This is a genomic window from Vibrio nereis NBRC 15637 (assembly GCF_001591105.1).
Classification (GTDB): domain Bacteria; phylum Pseudomonadota; class Gammaproteobacteria; order Enterobacterales; family Vibrionaceae; genus Vibrio; species Vibrio nereis.
Genome location: NZ_BCUD01000009.1, coordinates 64,927 through 80,092, shown reverse-complemented (window position 1 = coordinate 80,092; position 15,166 = coordinate 64,927). Strand labels below are relative to the sequence as shown.

The window sequence follows — 15,166 nt, the reverse complement described above, 5'->3', positions numbered from 1 at the left end:
ACAAAAAAGGATACGCAGTGCGTATCCTTTTTTGTTTTTGGCTCTTTTACTGACCCATGGTGTAGCAACACTCTAGCTGGTAATCATCACCGTTTTTCGCTGTGTACTCTTTTTCTTCGGTACATGCTCTTGGTTTACCTTGTTCGTCACCTTTCACTAGGCTAATCCAGTGACGCATTGCTGCTACTTCTGACACTCCTTGTGGGAACATAGTGCAGGTTTCTAGTTGGATATCGGCAATTTGTACCAATTGTACACAACCTGTCCCCTTCTGCTTACCAAACGTTAGCTCTACGTGGCTGCCCGTTCCGTCACGAAACAAGATTGAAGCCGGAGACTCTTTTTCACCGCTGAAAGCAACAAAGTGTTTCGGGTGTTTCAAGCCACTGTGACGACCATCTTTGAAGTACGCCATTACGTGGCGATAATCAATAACGTATGCAGTCACGTCTTGGTGAGAGCCTTCTTCCAATGGGAACAAGCGGTCAAGCAGCTGTTTCGCTTTTACTTGCTTCTCTGAAGTTTGCTTCGAGTCCATTTTCTCTACCGCGAAGACTGCTTCAGCGATAAATGGCATGTCGTGTTTTTGGATTTCTGTTTTATCGATTGTCAGCATGTTCATGGCGTTTCCCTCGCGGATGTTTCACAACTTTATGTCCTGGAGCAAGTTTCTCACAGTTACGTTTTATTCATGTTCGTTTTGTGACCTTGCTTACTTTCTATACTAGTGAATTTTTTAATACAATTTCACAACAAAAATTTTACACTGTGAATTTTACAAAATGATGCTGTCGAAAAGTCTAATACGTCAGTCCCATTTTTTAGGGACGAAGATAAGGAACCTTAGGAAACGCAATCACTTAACGATGGAAGACCTGTCGGCTAGGTGTATCAGAGTCAACCCTGAGTACGCACCGTCGGTTTCTTACTTATCGATGATCGAGCGCGGAAAACGCGTTCCTAGCATCGATATGTTGGAAGTGATCGCCGAAGTTTTTCAAAAAGATCCCGCGTGGTTTTTGGATGACGAACCCGAGCAAACTGACATCACGCCCGATAAAGGCAATCGCGGCGGAATAAGCGGTATGGCGTTAGAGCCTAGCTTTTTGTTCTCTAACGATATTCTGCAAATCGCGATTCCTGAAATGTTGTCACAAACTGGGATTACGGGTCGCCAGTTTGCGCACTTATTGATTCGCGCTCACCAAGAAAGCAACCAGAACCATTTCCCTGATCTTGAACGCGCCGCCGAAGAAGTGGGTTTAAAGCGTTTAAACCTGTCAGCAGAAGATCTGATGGATATCGCCCGCAGCATGGGACTGACCATTCGCTGGATATCTCGCCCGCCACAAGACATTGTTGATGAACTCGGCGTGAGTGCAAAACAGATCGTTACGTCTTTCTTTGAGCCACCGGGTTTTATTTATCTGAACGAAATCCTTAAGCAGTACCCTACCCGTCTGAAATACGATTTGGCGGTTTACCTCGGCCATTGTGTTCTGCACAACAAAGAAGGCCTTAAGAGCGTGCTTTCTGTTGGCCACGCAAACAGCTGGGAAGAGAACTCACAAGCCAATCCGACCTCTGAGTTGAATTCTCAAGACATACTCCAAGCATGGCGTGATTTTGAGTCGAGCTTTTTTGCTGGTGCGCTACTCTGCCCGAAAGTGCCATTTCGCCAGTTGTTAGACAGAAGCGGTTACGAGATCGATGTACACAAGAAAGCCGGCGTATCACCTTCTGTTGCGATGCGCAGGATGACAGTTGTGTCACCCTACCCGCATTGGCACTACTTTGATGCTTACGGGCAGAATAAGCTCAAAGCGGTTTATCGTGGTAATGGTATCCCACTGCCTTGGGGTAACATGCGCAAAGTCAACGACCCTTGCCAACACTGGGCGGTATTCAGAAGATTGTCTGAGCCGAAAAACGGTAGTTCTGCGCAAATTTCGATTCTCAACGTCGGTGATGAACCCAGGATCTACTGCTGCGAATCCGTCAACATGATCGACCCTGCGGGGAACAATCGCGTACTGTGTGCGGGTATTGATTTAAACCCAGCGATTGATGCACAAGGAGGCGACGCCAGATTAATTGCTGAAGAGCTGAAATCACTCTGTGTCGGCAATGGTGGTACAGCGGCAATTCCAAGGCATATTCAGAAAGAGTTCACGACGATCGCGAAGATACTCAATATCAATTGGATTGAGCGTGGTATTCAGTCAGATGCTCGTGTGATTTGTTCACGTGGTGCAGTCTGCCCAAGAAAACCGAGTTGCTATAACGGTTGTCAGGATGGACAAGAAGATGGGGATCAATAGGTAAAAAAATAGCCAATCACAATATTCGTGATTGGCTGTATTTGATTGTGAACAAAAAGGTTCACTAACAACGTCAGTTGGCTAGGTGACCCTCGGCTTAATAAGGGTCAATTAATATAATGCAGTTCGCGTGCCAACTTTTAAAATGGCCTAAATAGACGGTTTTAGGCCAATTAATCACCTGTTTCATGAAAACACAGTGCATAGAGCGATTGCAATTTGCAAATTTGTTTCATTTTGCTAAAACCAGGCTTGTGCATTATGCAAACTACACGCTTTCACCAATTTCAATTTGATAGCCCAAATCGATACATGCAGACCAATCCTGGTGACCTTTTAATCTCTCGATCAGTTGTGTAGCCGCCACTTTTCCTATTTCTTCTCTTGGGGTGATAACAGTCGCCAATTTAGGGATCATCACTTGACTGATGTCGTGACCGTGGAAGCCTGCAATCGCCATTTGTTCAGGGATCGATATTCCGCGGCGCTGACACTCGTACAACGCACCGATCGCTAAATCATCGTTGGTACAGAAGATCCCATCAACATACGGATACTTATCTAGCACCTCGCCTAACAGCTTAGAGCCGAGCGTGAATGAGGAAGCATCTTCCGTTTGTAAAGTGATCTCGGTTTTACCCACTTCTTCCAGAGCCTGCCGATAGCCTTCCATTTTCAGCCGCGTTCGTTCATCCATTCGCGCCGCAAAGTAGGCGATATGTTCACGCCCTTGCGCGAGCATCGCTTGAGTCATCTCCTTGGCGGCTTGGGTGTTATCAAACCCGACGGCTTGCTCGATACGTGGCGAGTAAGAATCCATGATCTCAACCACTGGGATAGACGCGGTCTGCAGCATCTTACGTGCTTTATCGGTGTGTACGTTCTCAGAGAGAATGATCGCATCGACGTTGTATGACAGCAGTGATGCAATGCTCTGCTCTTCCAGCTCTTCACTATAGCCGTAGTGGGCGATCATGGTTTGATAGCCAGCAGGTGTGGTCACCGATTCGATGCCACGGATCACTTCAGCGAATACTTGGTTAGTTAACGATGGAACCAACACACCAATCGCGTTCGATTTTGCGTTAGAGAGAATATCAGGCGCTCGATTGGGGATGTAGCCAAGGTCTTCAACCGCTTGTTCTACTTTTTCTCGGATTGCTTCGGAAACTTGAGCTGGGTCGCGTAGGCAACGACTGACTGTCATCTTAGTCACCCCTACCCGGTCTGCGATATCTTGCAACGTTGGACGTTTTTTCTTTATGGCCATTGTTTGTTTTTTATTCTGCTTATTGTGTTACTGGTAACATTGTACCTATCACGACAAACATTTTCGTTGGTGTGGATAACAAAAAAGCGCTCACCTTAGGTGAACGCTTGTATTTATAGGCTAATTTGAGCTCTTTTTTCCTCACTCCAGGTGATATGGAATTTACGCTCTTCGGCTTCATCCACTCTTGAATAAGTGTGGGAGCCAAAGAAATCCCGCTGTGCTTGCAACAGATTCGCTGGCAGCACCTCGCATCTTAGTCCATCGAAGTAACCCAGTGCAGAACTGATACCCGGCATAGGCACACCACTCAGTGCAGAATTCGCGACCGTTTTACGCCAGCCTAATGAGCGCTTTTCAACCTCTTGCACAAAATGGCTCGAAAACAGCAGATTGTCCAATTCACCCTGCGCTTGATACGCGCTGGTGATTTCTTGCAAAAATGCCGCGCGGATAATGCAGCCTGCACGCCAGATCTTGGCGATCTGCGCAAAATCTAACTGCCACGCTTCTTTTTCAGAAGTGCTCTTCATCAAGTCAAACCCTTGTGCGTATACCGCGAGCTTGGCGCAATAAAGTGCGTCTCGCAGATCATCCAGAGTTTGCTGTTTATCTAGATTGTGGTCTTTTACCAATTGAGTCTTCAACACAGCGCTCGCTTTTACGCGCACGGCTTTTTGTCCACTTTGCGCACGCGCAAACACCGCTTGAGCAATAGTCGGAGCTGGCGCGCCTTCTTGCAAACTGTTCACCGCCGTCCAAAGACCAGTGCCTTTTTGACCCGCTTTATCCAAGACAACCTCGACAAAAGGCTTGCCTGTCACTGGATCTGGCGTTTGCAAAATATCCGCACTGATTTCCATCAAATAGCTGTTGAGTACGCCTTGATTCCACTCGGCAAAAGTGTCACCGACTTCATGAGAGCTCATGCCCAATACGTCGGACATAAAATGATACGCTTCGCAGATCAATTGCATGTCTGCGTATTCGATTCCATTGTGCACCATCTTCACGTAATGGCCCGCCCCCGCAGGGCCCAAATACGCGGCACAAGGCTCGCCTTGGTCAAACGGACCGACTGGTAAACCTTGCGTGTCCACTTTCGCTGCGATTGCATGCCACATCGGTTCAATGTAGTTCCATGCCTCTCGGTTTCCGCTTGCCATCAAGGCTGGACCAAATCGCGCTCCCACTTCCCCGCCTGAGACTGCGGTACTAAAAAAGCGCAGTTGACCTTGGTAACGTTGCTCACGAGCCTCGGTGTCAGTCCATAGGCTATTGCCAGTATCGATAACAATATCTTTGCTGCTTAAGCCTGCGTTAAGTAAGTCTTGCACGACATTATCGACAATCTCGCCCGCCGGAACAGACAGTGCAATCACTCGTGGCTTACTCAGCGAACCAAGAAGCTCTACCAAGCTGTCAACGGTGATTAACTGCCCTTTCTCGCTTTGCTGCATCAGCTCCTTGGCATCAGCAAGTGCGGCTTGCCTATGCTTGTCGCTAATATCAAACCCAGTCACATCAAAGCCGTGATCAACCAGGTTTAGCGCGAGGCTTTTACCCATCACGCCTAAGCCAATCATCGCGATGTTAGATTGCGCCATTGTCTAACTCCTCTATCGCTTTTAATGCGGCAGCAAGCACTTGTGGTACATCAGCCGAAATATCAATAAACAGTGCTTCGTCTTGCTCTGGTTCGATCAGCGCTTCAAACTGGCTTTTAAGCATTACCTCACCGTTGAAGTAATGGTTAGCGCGCTGCTGATGTCGCGACCAAATCGTCTCGAAATCACCTTGCAGATAGACGATCACTAACTCGTCATTATCACGTCGTAAAATATCGCGGTATGCAGGCTTAAGTGCCGAACACGCGATCACCGCTGCGTCGTTCTCCACATAAATGCGGTTGAGCGTTTCCAACCAGCCAATGCGGTCATCATCATTGAGCGGAATGCCTTGCGCCATCTTTTCCACGTTCGCTTTAGGATGGTAATCATCACCATCATGAAAAGGTAAGCCCAGCGCCTTGGCAATCTCGCTGCCAATCAGGCTTTTACCGCAGCCTGATACGCCCATAACTAAGATTTTTTTCGCTTTCATTGGACAATACTATCCTTAGCCTTCAGCTGTCACTGAAGGCTGTGTGACCCAAATGGGTGTGTTGCTAATTCAAAATTCGGTTGTGGTTATTTCCACCACATGGCCAGTTCAGGGAACATGATCACTAGGCTTAACACAAAGATTTGTAGGCCGATAAATGGCAGCAGCGACTGGAAGATCTCGCCAAGGCTGATGTCTTTCGGCGCAACAGATTTCAGGTAGAATGCAGCCGGACCAAACGGTGGCGACAAGAAAGACACCTGCATGTTGAGACAGAACACAACGCCAAACCAGACTGGGTCGTAGCCCAAGCTAATCACGATTGGTACAAAGATTGGCATCGTCAGTAGCGCAACGCCTACCCAGTCAAGGAACATACCCAGTACCAACAGAATCGCCATCATGATCAGTAGAGTCAGCAATGCGCTTCCGCCACTTAGGCCAAGAATGACCTCTTCAACAAAATCGATACCGCCCATTAGGTTGTAGATCCCCACCAGCGCACTCGCACCGATACCAATCCACATGATCATGCCGCAGGTACGCATAGTTGCGATGGCACTCTCTTTGAGCATTTTGAAATTCATCTCGCCACGAATGACAGCAGAGATCATGATGCCGACTACACCTAACGCCGATGCTTCGGTCACTGACGCCACACCCGTGTAGATACTGCCAAGTACTACAGCGACAGAAAGCAGCGGGAAGAACAGCGCTTTAAAGTAGCTCACCTGAGGCTCTTCGTCTTCGCCAGAGTCACTTGGGATTGGCGCAAGAGCAGGATTCAACTTACAACGAATCAGTACGTAACCGATGTAACAACCCGCCAGAATAAACGCCGGCAAAAATGACGCTTTAAACAGGTCACCGATAGACACGCTCGCCGTCATGCCGTAGATGATAAGAACGATACTTGGCGGTAGCATAGTACCCAATGCACCACCCGCACAGGTAGTACCGATCGCCAGTTTGCGGTCGTAGCCTAAACGCAGCATTTGTGGCAGTGCCAGAATGCCAAGTAGCACTGTTTCACCGCCGATTACACCCGACATTGATGCCAACAGTACCGCAACCAATAGAGTTTGCACTGCAACGCCACCGCGCACTTTTCGCCCGACCGACTTCATTGCGTCAAACAGGTCTTTTGCAATACCCGAGCGGTCTAGAAGCGCCGCCATCAACACGAACATAGGTACGGCTAAGAATACGTAGCCCGAAGCAAAGCTGTAGGTACGGCTTGCAATAAGCGGTAATGCGTCTGGCCCAAACCAGCAAAGGGTGAAGAAAATCGCAACAAAACCCGTCACGAATGCCAGCTGCATACCGGTAAGTAATAGGCCGATCATCATGACCAGCATGAGTAAACTACCCCATGCGATGCCAATAGAAGATAAATCAAACATCGTCTTTCTTCCTTAGACCCATAATCTCTTGGATTAGGTGCAATACGTACTGAACAACAAGAATACAAAGGACGACAAAAATCAGACCTTTAAGCAGCGCAGGATAAGGCGCATTCAGCACTGAACCTGAGGTTTCGAGGCGCAATTCGCCCCAAGGAGTAAACCATGCTTCCATCGCCATAGAGTAAGAGGCGTACGCTAGCATCCCCGCAAATGCTAAGCCAACGATGTGATGCACCAGATTAAGGTACTTGCGCGTTTGATTGGAAACCGAGTCGTAGATCAATACCACTCGCACGTGTTTGTTCGCCGCAAAAGCGTAAATACCGCCAACAATAAATAGAGCACCACCAATAAAGGAAGCCGTCTCATGCACCCATGTTGTCGGTGCATCAAACACATATCGCATCAGTACTTCGTAAAAAGAAATCAGTACCGTAAAAATGAAGAACCAGCTCAGTACGTTACTGATTTTAATAATCGCTTTATCAAGAAAATTTCTTGGCTGCTCTTCTTGCTCATGAGGAGCGTGTGGGGTTTTATCAGTCATTACATCATTTCCCAAAAAACAAGGAGGGCCACCGCCCTCCTAAGAGAAGCTCAACAGAACTTGTTGGCTTACAGAAGACCGTTTGTTTCTAGGAATGTGGTTACTGAGTCATACACTTTCTTAGCATTTGGTGAACGCTCAGAGAACTCTTTCCATTGTGATTTTGCAATCTCACGGAACTTCTTACGCTCTTCGTCAGACCAGTTATGAATAGTGATTTCTGGGTTAGCCTGCGCTTCTTTTACCGCTGCTTGGTCAGCCATTTTTAGCTGAGTGGTCATATCGTAAGAGAAGTCACGTACTGACGTTTGCAGAATGGTCTGCAGGTCTTCTGGCATCTTGTCCCATTTCTTCTGAGATATAGAGATATCGATAAGCGGTAGCGAGTGGAAGCCTGGCTGAACTGGGTGCGTTGCGATGTCGTTCATGCCTGCTTTTTGGTTGGTCGAAAATACCGTGTAGTCTGCTGCGTCGATAACGCCTTTGCTCAACCCAGTAAATACTTCAGAACCAGGTAGGTTAACTGGGGTTGCGCCAGCTGCCGCAAACACTTGTTGAACCAGACCTTCTGGTGCGCGCAATTTTAGGCCTTTAAGGTCAGATACGCCATTGATTGGCTTTTTAGAGATGAACGATTCTACGCCTGTTGTAGAAGCACCAACGAACTTTACACCGTAAGGCGCGTAAAGCTCAGTCATCAGCTCGTTACCACCGCCGTAGTTCATGTATTGCAGTAGTTGCGTTGTGTCAGACCACGCACCCACCATGTTACCAATCAAGCCAAACGCAGGATCTTTACCTGAGAAGTAACCCGTCGCGGTGACTTGACCATCAAGAATACCCATCTTGATCGCGCCTAACGTTTCAGTGTGCTTAACCACCGCACCGACTGGCAATAAGTCAATATCGATTCGGCCGTTAGACATTTTTTCAACACGATCTACCCAGTTTTGTTGAACCTGGAAGTTCAAGTCGCCTGATGGATCGGAAGACTGAATTTTAAGTTTAAAGTCAGCCGCAAGTGCAGAGACAGAAAACAGTCCGGTGATAGAGGCAGCAAGCAAGGTTTTGGTCATCGCTTTCATAGTAGGGGGTGTCCTTGTTTTTGTTTCATGTCTTCAATCTAGCTTATACCAGCTGATTGGTGATCCGGTTAATTGTTATATGTTACCGGTAACGTTGAGTTATATGTTACCGGTAACAAGAAAACGTTTTCCATGACACTCATCACAAGTTTTAATTTTGTTAATAATTGGTTTTATAACAGAGTAAAGGTTGTGACAACGCGCACACTATTGTGAAAGTGTGTCTGATTCTAGATGGTAGGTTCTTACTCTACTGTTTTCGGAACACCCAAATGGGCCCAATCAACAAATAGGTAAAATCATCAAAAAATGAGGGGTGGTTTCCTTCAACTTTGTGTCCGATGAATTGCAACAACCAGAAGATGGCAAACAGAAAAAGCGACACCATAAAAACCGATAACTGAAGTTGCTCCAGTGACCAAATCAGTGACACACAAGCTAGGGTGAAACCAAGCATCATCATAAACACGCTTAATGACAGCTTAAAGTAGAACACCATCAGAGGGATCATGGCGACCCAAATCCAGTTTATCGAAGTACCATAGACCGAAACGGACGGAATTGACCAAATCAAACCAACCACTGACAAATAAATACCAGGCACAGCAACGGTGTGGATTTTCTTGTTAACCGGATGTTTGTGGCTTTCCCCATAATCTGAGAGCCATTGTGTTAAATTACGCATAGCTACCTCAAAACAGATCTCTCTCTTTTTCTATAGCATGCTTTGACAACTTATGCGCAGTAATTAGCCTCTCAGCTAAGCAGTCAGAGGCTTACAATGCTTGATCTCGTACATTTTTATATCCGCCGCGTGCAGCATATCTTCGACACTGTCGAATTGCGATTGATACAACACATAACCAACACTGGCGTGAATATTGATGAGGTTACTCTCATAAAAGATGGGGGACTGACTGATTGCTTTTTCCAGCTTTTTCGCAATCTCTTCTACCGCTGATTTGTCACCAGGGCGAGGCAGCAGGATTAAAAACTCATCACCACCAATGCGCGCCACTACGTCAGACGTACGCAATACGCTTTTAGCTCGCTCAGCAGTCGCTTTAAGTACCTCGTCGCCAGCCGCGTGGCCATAGGTATCATTAATTTGCTTAAACTTATCGAGGTCAATATTGAGCAACGCAAAATTTGCTTTGTCATTTTGGCCTTTTTTCGCAGATTCGAAATAAGACTCGATCGTATACATAAAGTAACGTCGATTAGGCATTCTGGTCAGTTCATCTTGCAAGGAACGGCGGTTAGCCACGGTATACAAACGATATATTTGGCCAAAAGAGAACAGCAAAATAAACAAAATCGGATAGCCGATCAAACGCGCAGTATGGACTCGATACCATGTACTGTGTTGCAGAAGATCATCTTTTTCAGAGACCGCGAGTACCCAGCCACCATGGGGGAAATTAACGTATTCAATACCAAAGGCTTGGTCAAACGTTGACTGTGCACCATAAAACAAATCACCTTCCCAACTTTCACTATCTAAGCCTCGAATAGCAAAGTTGTAACGACTCTCAAAATCCGCTACGCCGGCGTCTTTAAGAAGAGAATCTAGATCAATGATGCTGCTACATACGCCCCAATAACGGGTGTTATAGGGCGGGTCTAAATAAATAGGCACACGCGCAATCAGCGCACGACCACCTTGAACCAAATCCACAGGGCCAGCAATATAGATCTCTTGTAGATCTGTAGCTTTTTCTATCGTTCGCCACTGATCGGGCACCGTTCTATAGTCTAGCCCTACTGCACTTTCATTCCCTTCCATTGGGTAGACATGGCTAATCACGTTGTCAGGCGCTAAACCGATGAGCCGGATATTGTTACTTTTGCGCATGATGTTCGCGGCAATCAAATCCCAACCGGATAAATCCACATCAGGGTTGACCGCAATTAACGTTGTTAAGGCGTTTGCCACGTAGATATCTGAAACAACCGTGGATTCTAATTGAGAGCGGATGGTAGACAGTTCTTCTTTTGCACGCACGCGTAAGCTGTCGCGCAAAAACGACTTTTGCCCTCTTTCTAGGTACTCAACCAAAACAATCGAAATACAAGTCAGTAAAACGAAAAAGGTTAAAACACGCCAGTGTTTACCTAAACGATAACCCATCCCTACCCCAGACGACTCCGCGCCGCATCTGTCCAATATACAAGCTTAAAAAATACCATTGTCACATGTTAATTTGATTGATAATAGCCATGCTCAACACTGGGAAAATACATGAATTCACTCACCATTTCACTATTAATTAACAAAACCCGACCGTAACGCTTTAGAAACTTTAACCTCTTCACGCCCTGCGGGATACCTCGCCCTTCATATGGCATACAATAATATTTGCGTCTATCTGACAGCGCGTTTACATCACTAGAAGAAATACTTGCTATGTTGCAACGAATCGCTACTCGCTTAGTCTCACGGTTTGCTAATCTAAAGAGACTGGCGAGCCCAAAGAGTCTTTATGAGAAAGAATCTCCAACTCGCTTGATTGTTATGGAAAATATTATGCGCCAAAGAATACTCGCCTTCATCCTCGGATTACTGCTTATCCCCTTTGCTTGGGCCACCAGCAACTATCAAGAATCCGCAAATACCATTAAACAAACCTACGAGCCCCAACTCTATACACTGTCCGCCTTTAAAGAGGGGCACTATGGGCTGCGCATGTACAGGCAAACGTTAGATGATAAGTACAAAGCCGCTATTTGGAGTGACATGGCGAGAGTCGCGAGTCGACTGAATCACTTTGCCGCTGAGGTACACATGCCGAAACAGATTGCGCTTCATTCAGAAAAAAGAGTCGCGGGTTACATCGGTGAAACTGGAGAACGAAGTAAAAGACGTTATGCCATTACCAAGCAAATGCCAGAGTATTTATACCTTGGCGTCGACCTACTGGGCTCAATGGCGAGAGCCAATGAATACGGCCTAAAACACAAAGAAGATGAAAAGCTGCGCAAAGTCATTCGCCGCTACGATTTTAAAAAATACGCCACCAACCATGAAATGATAAAAGCCTGGGCGGCTCAACTGGCCAATCAAGTATTCTGGCTGCGCCAGCTTGGTGAGCAAGATGTGGTTGAACCATTTATTCAGGCATTCCAAGCTACGTATCCGGACAAGATGGATAAAACGCTTTCTGACCAACAGTATGGCAATAAACTCTACGGTTTAACTCATATTATTTTTGCCGATTCGGGGTATTACCAGCGTCGTGTCAGCGAAAAGCAGTATCAGTGGATTTACGATTATTTCCGCAACAATATTGATACCATTTTACTTAGAGCCAAAGAAGACATCATTGCCGAAGTTGGCATTAGCTTTTTACTAGCGGGACTGGAAAATGATCCGGTGGTTGAAAAAACACGCCAATTTATTCAACAAGCCATCGATAAAGAAAAAGGGATGATTCCTTCTGTCAGTGGCAACTTTGACTTGTCCCATGGTGAACATCGCAATGTACTCGCGGTTATGTTGCTCGACTGGCAGAGCGTAAACCAAGCCCCAACTGTCACAGAACAGCCACACATTTTCTCTCGGGTGCCTTACGGATTAGTGGCCAAATAAAGCAAAATCGCCTCTCACTTGAGAGGCGATTTTTTCATAAGCAATCCTTGCCAATGAATCAAGGCTGGCCATATCTAACCAGCCATGTACATGAGCCATAATGACAACACCATCACGACAACCAGCCAAATTGCGTAACGCACTGTATTAGGTTTCTCTCTTTTGACCCTGAGAACGGGTTTAAATGCGGCTTCCCTAGCTGCTCGGATAATAGAATCTTTTTCCGCCACTTCATCCCGACGCTTTTGTGCTTTGCGCGCGACTTTACCGAACCGATGAAGCTGCTCAGGTGTCATGTCCTGTCTAGGATCATAACCTGTGTGACGATCTGAGTGTTTGGGGACCACTGCCATAGCTATCTCCTTACATCCGCTTCCCTGGATAATCTAAGTATAGCCGACAGTTATGTTGATAAAGCTGATAATTACTGGATTAACATTCGGCATTTCCGAATAAAGCACAAAAGGAAAAGAAGAAGTCAGCGACAGGTTTTCAGAAGATAAAATAAAAAAAACGCCGCGTTTTTCACACGCAGCGTCATTGCATAAAATCTATGAAATCTTAGAGATATTCACACAGATAAGCTGTTGTCACAGGCAGACGAAGTTCAAAAGAAGAGTCGCCTTCTACATTAAAAGACTCGCCCGCTTGGTAAGTCACCCAGTCGTTTTCACCCGCAAGCTTCACGATCATTTCACCTTTTACCACCGTCATGCGTTCTGGGGCGGCCGTGCCGAATGTGTACTCACCTGCTGTCATGACACCCACACTCGATTGCTCTTCACCTTGCGCAAATCCAAGTGACTTAACACTGTCTTCAAAATAGCTGTTTACCTTAATCATTACTTCCTCCATGAGTACCCACCTTCGGGTAACGTCCAATTATGACCTAACTTTTTATAGTATTTCGTTTTACTGAGCAATAGCGTTATCAATAACTTGCTTAAAAAACTGGCTTGCTGGTCATGGCATCGCGTTATGCCTTTGTACGACAAGGTGAGAATATACGGGTGAAAGTTTGGACTAAGGGTCAAACTTCTACCTATGATTAATTGCGTTACCACTCAATCTCTTACAAGCTTAATTTATTCATTTAGCTAACAGTGTGTCATCACGTGTACTCATTTTCGGGTCTAATATGTCGTCATGGATAAAGCAAAAGTCGTGAAGTTATTGTTAACTACGCTCTTTATTTCCTTAACCATCGGTTTTTCTTCTCTGCTCTATTTCAGTTATCAAGATTACATCAACCCCAAACACGTCTATGGTCGCTGGGTTGAAATTGGTACTCCACCGTACAATACGGAAATACTGGAACTGGGTGAGAGTGGAGTCCTGCGTAACGAGCGCCTTATCGCCACTCATTTCGAGTTTGACGGTAAAAACGTGTACGTTACTACCGGGGAAGGAACATCGGTTTACCAGATCACGGGCACCTTCGACTCCCCCCAACTCAAAAGAATGGAACCCAATAGCCCAAGGCAACGATTTGTAAAAGAGGGCTACGAAGATTCAGTCAAAGACGGCGGAGCCAAAAACCGCCGTGCTGCATTAAGTGAGCACTTTAGCAGCAAATAAGCCCCTTCCTCTCCTTTCTGGCTCGCACTCTTTTCTCATCCATTACCTTAAATTCAGACCTAAGACACCCACACCTACTGAAACTTGATAGCACCATGTATATACTGGTTTCATATTTCAAAAGTCACGATGAGCACTATGAATCAGTTACTCTCTTTTTTGCCTGAATCTGTTCTAACTATGCTGGAAAAGTGGGACTCAAACGTTCTACTTATCACCATTGCCAGCTTTTTGGCTTGGCTAGCTTGGCGACTCATCTACAGCCGACTAGAGATCTTAGTGGTGAAGACGCGTTTCCACTGGGATGACATGGTCTTAGCAGCTATCAAGACGCCAATCAGTACCTTTATCTGGTGTTGGCCTGCAACGGTCTCTCTGGGATTTGTGTTAGAGGATCACTTTAGCTCTAAACTCGACTGGTTAAGTACACTCAAATTGTTATTGGTGATTGGTATTTTCATTTGGGCCACGATGCGCTTAATCACCAATATTGAAGAGTACGCGCTAACGCAAAAGAACCGCGATGACACCACCATTCAAGCGGTTGCTAAAGTCGCGCGGTTATTCTTTATCGTGATTGGCACACTGACGGTCATGCAAGCATTTGGGCTGCGCTTATCTGGGCTGCTAACCTTCGGTGGTGTGGGTGGCTTGATTGTCGGTTTCGCCGCCAAAGATTTACTGTCTAATTTTTTCGGCGGCATGATGATCTATTTTGACCGCCCATTCAAAGTCGGTGACTGGGTACGATCGCCTGATCGCCAGATAGAAGGCACTGTAGAGCGTATTGGCTGGCGAATGACGATCATCCGTACATTTGATAAGCGTCCGCTTTATGTCCCGAACTCCATCTTCAGCAATATCGTGGTGGAAAACCCATCTCGGATGCTCAACCGCCGCATTTATGAAAATATTGGTATTCGTTACGATGATGGCGCCAAGGTGGCCACCATCGTGAGTGAAATAAAATCGATGCTAGAGCAACACCCAGATATCGACGCCAACCAGACTCTTATCGTGAACTTCAATGGCTTTGGCCCGTCATCGTTAGACTTGATGGTCTACACCTTCACTAAGACAGTCAATTGGATTCGCTTCCACAAAGTGAAGCAAGATGTGCTACTTCAAATCATGCAAATCATTAAAGAACATGACGCTCAAATCGCCTTCCCTACTCAGACGATTAAAGTTGACTCATTACCAGTTGAAAGCGCGTTAACTCAGGCACCTAACGTCCTACACCAGCAGGTTTCTAACGAATATTAAT

Annotated in this window: 15 protein-coding genes; 4 read left to right on the top strand and 11 right to left on the bottom strand. The window is 46.2% G+C overall.

Annotated elements, in window-relative coordinates:
- Positions 1 to 46: 46 nt before the first annotated feature.
- Positions 47 to 622: an aldolase/citrate lyase/malate synthase family protein gene (locus VNE01S_RS11500; RefSeq protein WP_053394455.1), complete on the bottom strand. Its 576-nt coding sequence runs from the start codon at positions 620 to 622 to the stop codon at positions 47 to 49.
- Positions 623 to 782: 160 nt separating this feature from the next.
- Here VNE01S_RS11500 and VNE01S_RS11495 point away from each other — a divergent pair, with 160 nt between their 5' ends.
- Positions 783 to 2,321, top strand: coding sequence for a DUF3612 domain-containing protein (locus VNE01S_RS11495; RefSeq protein WP_053394454.1), 1,539 nt, complete (start codon positions 783 to 785; stop codon positions 2,319 to 2,321).
- 268 nt (positions 2,322 to 2,589) lie between these two features.
- Here the strand turns inward: VNE01S_RS11495 and gntR are convergent, their stop codons facing one another.
- From gntR to VNE01S_RS11455, 8 genes are all read right to left on the bottom strand, one after another.
- Positions 2,590 to 3,591, bottom strand: a complete 1,002-nt coding sequence (gene gntR / locus VNE01S_RS11490; protein ID WP_082331640.1) for a gluconate operon transcriptional repressor GntR — start codon at positions 3,589 to 3,591, stop codon at positions 2,590 to 2,592.
- A gap of 113 nt (positions 3,592 to 3,704) precedes the next feature.
- Positions 3,705 to 5,198 carry an NADP-dependent phosphogluconate dehydrogenase gene (gnd, locus tag VNE01S_RS11485; protein ID WP_053394452.1) on the bottom strand — a complete coding sequence of 498 codons (1,494 nt, stop codon included), beginning with the start codon at positions 5,196 to 5,198 and terminating at the stop codon, positions 3,705 to 3,707.
- Positions 5,185 to 5,694 (bottom strand): gluconokinase, encoded by a 510-nt coding sequence (locus tag VNE01S_RS11480; protein ID WP_053394451.1) that lies wholly within the window; start codon positions 5,692 to 5,694, stop codon positions 5,185 to 5,187. The genes gnd and VNE01S_RS11480 overlap by 14 nt, the downstream gene beginning before the upstream one ends.
- An 86-nt stretch (positions 5,695 to 5,780) precedes the next feature.
- The gene (locus VNE01S_RS11475) at positions 5,781 to 7,097 is read right to left on the bottom strand and encodes a TRAP transporter large permease (RefSeq protein WP_053394450.1); all 1,317 of its coding nucleotides are present in this window, start codon (positions 7,095 to 7,097) and stop codon (positions 5,781 to 5,783) included.
- On the bottom strand, positions 7,090 to 7,647 hold the full coding sequence (locus VNE01S_RS11470) for a TRAP transporter small permease subunit (protein ID WP_053394449.1): 558 nt from the start codon (positions 7,645 to 7,647) through the stop codon (positions 7,090 to 7,092). The genes VNE01S_RS11475 and VNE01S_RS11470 overlap by 8 nt, the downstream gene beginning before the upstream one ends.
- 68 nt (positions 7,648 to 7,715) lie before the next feature.
- On the bottom strand, positions 7,716 to 8,732 hold the full coding sequence (locus tag VNE01S_RS11465; protein WP_053394448.1) for a TRAP transporter substrate-binding protein: 1,017 nt from the start codon (positions 8,730 to 8,732) through the stop codon (positions 7,716 to 7,718).
- A 250-nt stretch (positions 8,733 to 8,982) separates the two neighbouring features.
- Positions 8,983 to 9,417 (bottom strand): Mpo1 family 2-hydroxy fatty acid dioxygenase, encoded by a 435-nt coding sequence (locus tag VNE01S_RS11460; RefSeq protein WP_053394447.1) that lies wholly within the window; start codon positions 9,415 to 9,417, stop codon positions 8,983 to 8,985.
- Positions 9,418 to 9,492: 75 nt separating this feature from the next.
- Entirely contained in the window at positions 9,493 to 10,863 is a 1,371-nt protein-coding gene (locus VNE01S_RS11455) for a diguanylate cyclase (protein WP_053394446.1), read from the bottom strand.
- Positions 10,864 to 11,259: 396 nt separating this feature from the next.
- On the opposite strand from VNE01S_RS11455, the gene VNE01S_RS11450 reads away from it, so the two are divergent.
- Positions 11,260 to 12,321: a DUF3541 domain-containing protein gene (locus VNE01S_RS11450; RefSeq protein WP_053394445.1), complete on the top strand. Its 1,062-nt coding sequence runs from the start codon at positions 11,260 to 11,262 to the stop codon at positions 12,319 to 12,321.
- Positions 12,322 to 12,395: 74 nt separating this feature from the next.
- Here the strand turns inward: VNE01S_RS11450 and VNE01S_RS11445 are convergent, their stop codons facing one another.
- Both VNE01S_RS11445 and ppnP read right to left on the bottom strand, forming a co-directional pair.
- Positions 12,396 to 12,674, bottom strand: coding sequence for a hypothetical protein (locus tag VNE01S_RS11445; protein ID WP_053394444.1), 279 nt, complete (start codon positions 12,672 to 12,674; stop codon positions 12,396 to 12,398).
- Between the two features lie 208 nt (positions 12,675 to 12,882).
- Positions 12,883 to 13,164 (bottom strand): pyrimidine/purine nucleoside phosphorylase, encoded by a 282-nt coding sequence (gene ppnP, locus VNE01S_RS11440; protein WP_053394516.1) that lies wholly within the window; start codon positions 13,162 to 13,164, stop codon positions 12,883 to 12,885.
- A gap of 303 nt (positions 13,165 to 13,467) precedes the next feature.
- Here ppnP and VNE01S_RS11435 point away from each other — a divergent pair, with 303 nt between their 5' ends.
- Positions 13,468 to 13,899, top strand: a complete 432-nt coding sequence (locus VNE01S_RS11435) for a DUF2850 domain-containing protein (protein WP_053394443.1) — start codon at positions 13,468 to 13,470, stop codon at positions 13,897 to 13,899.
- Positions 13,900 to 14,037: 138 nt separating this feature from the next.
- Positions 14,038 to 15,165 carry a mechanosensitive ion channel family protein gene (locus VNE01S_RS11430; protein ID WP_053394442.1) on the top strand — a complete coding sequence of 376 codons (1,128 nt, stop codon included), beginning with the start codon at positions 14,038 to 14,040 and terminating at the stop codon, positions 15,163 to 15,165.
- Position 15,166 lies beyond the last annotated feature (1 nt).